The 6,069-nt window shown below is 71.7% G+C and carries 5 protein-coding genes; all 5 read left to right on the plus strand.

Annotated elements, in window-relative coordinates; translation table 11 throughout:
- Positions 1-120: 120 nt before the first annotated feature.
- A complete protein-coding gene (locus VED21_RS06045; protein ID WP_324881424.1) occupies positions 121-2,217 on the plus strand; it encodes a 3-hydroxyacyl-CoA dehydrogenase NAD-binding domain-containing protein in 2,097 nt (698 codons plus the stop codon).
- Positions 2,218-2,359: 142 nt separating this feature from the next.
- The gene (locus tag VED21_RS06050; RefSeq protein ID WP_324881425.1) at positions 2,360-3,541 is read left to right on the plus strand and encodes an acetyl-CoA C-acyltransferase; all 1,182 of its coding nucleotides are present in this window, start codon (positions 2,360-2,362) and stop codon (positions 3,539-3,541) included.
- A gap of 11 nt (positions 3,542-3,552) precedes the next feature.
- Positions 3,553-4,749 carry an acyl-CoA dehydrogenase family protein gene (locus VED21_RS06055; protein ID WP_324881426.1) on the plus strand — a complete coding sequence of 399 codons (1,197 nt, stop codon included), beginning with the start codon at positions 3,553-3,555 and terminating at the stop codon, positions 4,747-4,749.
- A gap of 11 nt (positions 4,750-4,760) precedes the next feature.
- Positions 4,761-5,903: an acyl-CoA dehydrogenase gene (locus tag VED21_RS06060; protein ID WP_324881427.1), complete on the plus strand. Its 1,143-nt coding sequence runs from the start codon at positions 4,761-4,763 to the stop codon at positions 5,901-5,903.
- 64 nt (positions 5,904-5,967) lie between these two features.
- Positions 5,968-6,069, plus strand: a 102-nt coding sequence (locus VED21_RS06065; RefSeq protein ID WP_414638156.1) for an ABC transporter permease subunit, incomplete at its 3' end; no start/stop codon positions are given.

Genomic DNA, 6,069 nt, shown 5'->3' on the forward strand with positions numbered 1-6,069 from the left:
CATGTGGGTCTGCTACAGTGCGCCCCGGTCGCCCGCCGGCCGGTGCGCGCCCTCCCTCCGCGTGAGGGCGGCGCGCGGGGAACAAGGCGGGTCCTCTGGGGAGAAAGGCACGCAGTCCGCATGAGCACCCTCGTCAGCTACGCCCGCCAGGGGCGCACCGGCGTCATCACCGTCGACTACCCGCCCGTCAACGCGCTCGGCCACGGCGTGCGCACCGGCCTCGTGGAGGCCCTCGACGCCGGCCTGGCCGATGCGCACGCCGACGTGCTGCTGCTGGTCGCGGCGGGGCGCACCTTCATGGCCGGCGCCGACATCCGCGAGTTCGGCAAGCCCTCCCAGCCGCCCATCCTCCCCGACGTCATCGCCCGCTTCGACGCCGCACCCAAGCCGGTCGTCGCCGCCATCCACGGCACGGCGCTGGGCGGCGGGCTGGAGGTGGCGCTGGGCTGCCACTTCCGCGTGGCGCTGCGCACCGCCAGGGTCGGGCTGCCGGAGGTCAAGCTCGGCCTGCTGCCCGGCGCCGGCGGCACCCAGCGCCTGCCCCGCCTCACCGGCCCGGCCAAGGCGCTGGACATCATCCTCTCCGGCGACCCGCTGTCGGCGTCCGCCGCCCTGGAGCTGGGCATCGTGGATGCGCTCGACGACGGCGACTCCGCGCTCGAGGCCGGGCTGCGCTTCTGCCAGCGCGTGCGCGACGAAGGGCTGGCCGCCGTGCCGGTCAGCGCCCGCAACGAGAAGGTCACCGGCGTCGATCCGGCGGTCTTCGCCGAGGCCCGCGCCAAGCTGGCGAAGACCGCGCGCAACCTGCACTCGCCGCACCGCTGCGTCGACGCGGTGGAGGCCGCCTGCACCCTGCCGTTCGCCGAGGGCATGGCCAAGGAGCGCGAGCTCTTCCTCGACTGCATGGCCTCGCCGCAGCGCGCCGGCCTGATCCACGCCTTCTTCGCCGAGCGCGAGAGCGCCAAGGTGCCCGGCCTGCCGGCCGGCACGCCGACCCGGCCGGTCAAGCTCGCCGCCGTCATCGGTGCCGGCACCATGGGCGGCGGCATCGCCATGTGCTTCGCCAACGCCGGCATCCCCGTCTTCCTGCTGGAGGCCGACCCGCAAGCGCTGGAGCGCGGGCTGGGCGTCATCCGCCGCAACTACGAGGCCACGGCCAAGAAGGGCCGCCTGACCGCCGAGCAGGTCGCGGCGCGCCTGGCGCTGATCCGCCCGACGCTGTCCTACGACGACCTCGCGGACGCCGACCTGGTGATCGAGGCGGTGTTCGAGAGCATGGCCATCAAGAAGGAGATCTTCGCCACGCTCGACAAGGTCTGCAAGCCGGGCGCCATCCTGGCCACCAACACCTCGACGCTGGACGTGAACGAGATCGCCGCCGCGACCTCCCGGCCGCAGGACGTGGTGGGCATGCACTTCTTCAGCCCGGCCAACGTCATGAAGCTCTTGGAGAACGTGCGCGGGGCGAAGACCGCCGACGACGTGGTGGCCACCGTGATGGAGGTCTCCAAGACCATCGGCAAGGTCGGCGTGCTGGTCGGCGTCTGCTACGGCTTCGTCGGCAACCGCATGCTGCACCAGCGCGGCCGCGAGGCGGTGGCGCTGGTCGAGGAGGGCGCCTCGCCGAGCCAGGTGGACAAGGTGCTCACCGGCTTCGGCTTCCCGATGGGCCAGTTCGCCATGGGCGACCTGGCCGGCATCGACGTCGGCTGGCGCATCCGCGAGGAGCGCCGCAAGGCCGGCGACCCCGAGGCGCAGGCGCCCAACTGGGTGGACAAGCTGGCCGAGCAGGGCCGCTTCGGCCAGAAGACCGGGGCCGGCGTCTACCGCTACGAGCCCGGCGACCGCACCCCGCGCCCGGATCCCGAGGTGGACGCGCTGATCGCCGCCTACCGCGCCGAGAAGGGCATCACGCCGCGCGAGATCACCGACCAGGAGATCCTGGAGCGCTGCCTGTACGTGATGGTGAACGAGGGTGCCAAGATCCTGGAGGAAGGCATCGCCGCGCGCGCGCTCGACGTCGACGTCATCTGGATCTACGGCTACGGCTTCCCGTCGTACCGCGGCGGGCCGATGTTCTGGGCCGACCGGATCGGGCTGGCGACGGTGCACGCGGCGATCCAGCGCTATCACGCCACGCTGGGCGGCAAGCAGTGGGAGCCCTCGCCGCTCCTCGCGCGCCTCGCCCGCGAAGGCAAGAGCTTCAGCGACCTGTAACCCGCGGGTTGCCCCCACCCTCCCCACTTCGTGGGTCCCCTCCCTCCCCCGCTGTGCAGGGGAGGGCAAGGATCCGGCCCCCTCCCCTGCGCAGCGGGGGAGGGAGGGGGTGGGGGCAAACGCCACCCGGAGCCCCTATCCCATGACCGAAGCCGTCATCGTCTCCACCGCGCGCACGCCGCTGGCCAAGTCCTTCCGCGGCGCCTTCAACAACACGCACAGCGTCACGCTGGGCGGGCACGTCATCAGCCACGCCGTCGCCCGCGCCGGGATCGACCCGGCCGAGGTCGAGGACGTCATCCTGGGCGCCACCTTCCACGAGGGGCCGCAGGGCAAGAACATGGCCCGCCTGTGCGCCCTGCGCGCCGGCCTGCCGGTGACCACGGCCGGCACCAGCATCAACCGCTTCTGCTCGTCCGGCTTGCAGGCCATCGCCATGGCCGCCCAGCGCGTCATCGTCGACAAGGTGCCGGTGATGGTCGCCGGCGGGCTGGAATCCATCAGCCTGATCCAGAACAACGCCAACAAGCACCTGGGGCAAGATCCCTGGCTGAAGGAGCACAAGCCCGACGTCTACCTGACGATGATCGAGACCGCCGACATCGTCGCCAGGCGCTACGGCATCAGCCGGGAAGCACAAGACGAATACTCCCTCATCAGCCAGCAGCGCACCGCCGCCGCCCAGGCCGCCGGCCTGTTCGACCAGGAGATCGTGCCGCTGAGCACCGTCAAGCTGGTGCAGGACAAGGCCACCGGCGAGACCCGCGAGGAGGCGGTCACGCTGGCGAAGGACGAGTGCAACCGCCCCGACACGACGCTGGAGGGCTTGGCCAAGCTGGAGCCGGTGCGCGGGCCGGAGCACTTCATCACCGCCGGCAACGCCAGCCAGTTCTCCGACGGCGCCTCGGCCTGCGTGGTCATGGACGCGAAGCTGGCCGAGAAGCGCGGCTTGCAGCCGCTGGGGATCTTCCGCGGGCTGGCGGTGGCGGGCTGCGAGCCGGACGAGATGGGCATCGGCCCGGTCTACGCCATCCCGCGCCTGCTGGAGCGCCACGGCCTGACGGTCGACGACATCGACCTGTGGGAGCTGAACGAGGCCTTCGCGTGTCAGGTGCTGTACTGCCGCGACAAGCTGGGCATCCCGATGGAGCGCCTGAACGTCAACGGCGGCTCGATCGCCATCGGGCATCCGTACGGCGTCACCGGCGCGCGCCTGACCGGGCACGCGCTGATCGAGGGCAAGCGGCGCGGGGCGAAGCGCGTCGTGGTCACCATGTGCGTGGGCGGCGGCATGGGCGCCGCCGGCCTGTTCGAGGTTGCGTGAGGGAGGACGCGATGGACATCACCTACACCGCCGAGGAGCAGGCCTTCCGCGCCGAGGTGCGGGGCTTTTTGAAGGAGCACCTGCCGGCCGACATCGCCGCCAAGGTGCGCGAGGGCAAGCGGCTGGCGCGCGCCGACCACGTGCGCTGGCACGCGGCGCTGAACGCCCGCGGCTGGCTGGCCGTGCACTGGCCCACGGAGTACGGCGGCACCGGCTGGGGTGCCGTGCAGCGCCACATCTTCGACGAGGAGTGCGCGGCGGCCGGCGCCCCGCAGATCATCCCCTTCGGCGTCAGCATGGTGGCGCCGGTGATCATCAAATTCGGCACCGAGGCGCAGAAGCGCCATTACCTGCCGCGCATCCTGGACGGCACCGACTGGTGGTGCCAGGGCTATTCGGAACCGGGGGCGGGCTCCGACCTCGCCTCGGTGAAGACGCGCGCGGTGCGCGACGGCGACCATTACGTGGTCAACGGGCAGAAGACCTGGACGACGCTGGGCCAGCACGCCGACTGGATCTTCTGCCTTGTCCGTACGGACCCGGCGGCGAAGCAGCAGGAGGGCATCTCGTTCCTGCTGGTCGACATGAAGAGCCCCGGGGTGACGGTGCGCCCGATCATCACGCTGGACGGCGAGCACGAGGTCAACGAGGTGTTCTTCGACGACGTGCGGGTGCCGGTGGGCAACCTAGTGGGTCCGGAGAACAAGGGCTGGACCTGTGCCAAGTACCTGCTGACCTACGAGCGCACGGGGATCGCCGGGGTGGGCATGGCCAAGGCGGCCTTGCGCCACCTGAAGGACGTGGCCCGGCGGCAGACGCGGGCCGGGCGGCCGCTGATCCAGGATCCCGCCTTCCGCCGCCGTCTGGCCGAGGTGGAGATCGACCTGATGGCGCTGGAGATGACCAACCTGCGCGTCGTGGCCGCCGTGCAGGGCGGCGGCGTGCCGGGGGCGGAGAGCTCGATCCTCAAGGTGCGCGGCACCGAGATCCGGCAGGCGATCACCGACCTGCTGCGCCGTGCAGTGGGGCCGCACGCCCTGCCCTTCCTGCCCGACGCGCTGGAGGCCGGCAGCAACGCCGAGCCGGTCGGGCCGGCGTACGCCGCCCCCTTGGCGGCGCAGTACTTCAACCGCCGCAAGCTGTCGATCTACGGCGGCTCGAACGAGATCCAGAAGAACATCATCGCCAAGATGATCCTAGGCCTGTGAGGAGCGCTGCCATGGACTTCTCCCTCAACGACGAGCAGCGCATGCTCGAGGACACGGTGAGCCGGCTGGTGCGCGAGCGCTACGGCTTCGAGCAGCGCGGCCGGTACGCCAAGGAGGCGCCGGGCTACGGCGCCGAGGTGTGGGGCCTGCTGGCCGAGCTGGGGCTCTTGTCGGTGCCGTTCTCGGAAGACGACGGCGGCATCGGCGGCGGCGGGGTGGAGCTGCTGCTGCTGCACCAGGCGTTCGGGCGCGGCCTGACGCTGGAGCCGTACCTGGCCACGGTGGTGCTGGGCGGCGGGCTGCTGGCCCGGCTGGGCAGCGCGGCGCAGCGCGAGGCCATCCTGCCGGATGTCATCGGCGGGGCGGCGACGCTGGCGCTGGCCTACGCCGAGCCGGACGGCGGCTACGAGCCGCTGTGGGTCGGCACGCGGGCGGAACGGGCCGGCGGGGGCTGGGCGCTGACGGGCGCCAAGGCGGTGGTGCTGCACGGCGACAGCGCCGGCAAACTGCTGGTGACGGCGCGCACGGCGGGCGGCGTGGACGACCGTGACGGCGTGTCGGTGTTCCTGGTCGATCCGAAGCAGGCCGGCGTGAGCGTGCGCGGCTACGCCACCATCGACGGGCTGCGCGCGGCGGAGGTCACGCTGGCCGACGCCACGGGCGAGCTGGTCGGCCCGGAAGGCGGGGCGGCGGACGCGCTGGAGGCGGTGCTGGCGACCGGCTGCGTGGCGCTGTGCGCGGAAGCGGTGGGCGCCATGGAGCAGGCGTGCGAGCTGACGCTGGAGTACCTGAAGACGCGCCAGCAGTTCGGCGCCCCGATCGGCCGCAACCAAGTGCTGCAGCACCGGATGGTGGACATGCGCATCGCGCTGGAGCAGGCGCGCTCGATGGCGATCCTGGGGGCGTGCAGCCTGGAGCTGGGACGCGACGCGCGCGAGCGCCGGGTGTCGGCGGCCAAGGCGCTGATCGGCGCGGCCGGGCGCTTCGTGGCCGAGCAGGCGATCCAGATGCACGGCGGCATGGGCATGACCGACGAGGCGGCGGTGTCGCACTACGCCAAGCGCCTCGTCATGATCGACCACTGGCTCGGCGACGGCGACTACCACACCAACCGCTTCGCAGAAATGCCGGAGCCCGCCGAAGAAAACGCCTGAACGACAAGAACAACCGCTTCCATCAGGGAGGAGCGACGCCTTGAACATCTTTTTCCAGCAGCTGTTGAACGGGCTGACGCTGGGCAGCGTGTACAGCCTGGTGGCGCTGGGGCTGACGCTGGTCTACGGCATCCTGCACATCCCCAACTTCGCCCACGGGGCGCTG

This window comes from Azospirillum sp., from assembly GCF_035627195.1.
Lineage (GTDB): Bacteria > Pseudomonadota > Alphaproteobacteria > Azospirillales > Azospirillaceae > Azospirillum.

Coding starts and splice junctions, on each gene's coding strand:
- VED21_RS06045 (WP_324881424.1), top strand. CDS start 121: ATGAGCACCCTCGTCAGCTACGCCCGCCAGGGGCGCACCGGCGTCATC.
- VED21_RS06050 (WP_324881425.1), top strand. CDS start 2,360: ATGACCGAAGCCGTCATCGTCTCCACCGCGCGCACGCCGCTGGCCAAG.
- VED21_RS06055 (WP_324881426.1), top strand. CDS start 3,553: ATGGACATCACCTACACCGCCGAGGAGCAGGCCTTCCGCGCCGAGGTG.
- VED21_RS06060 (WP_324881427.1), top strand. CDS start 4,761: ATGGACTTCTCCCTCAACGACGAGCAGCGCATGCTCGAGGACACGGTG.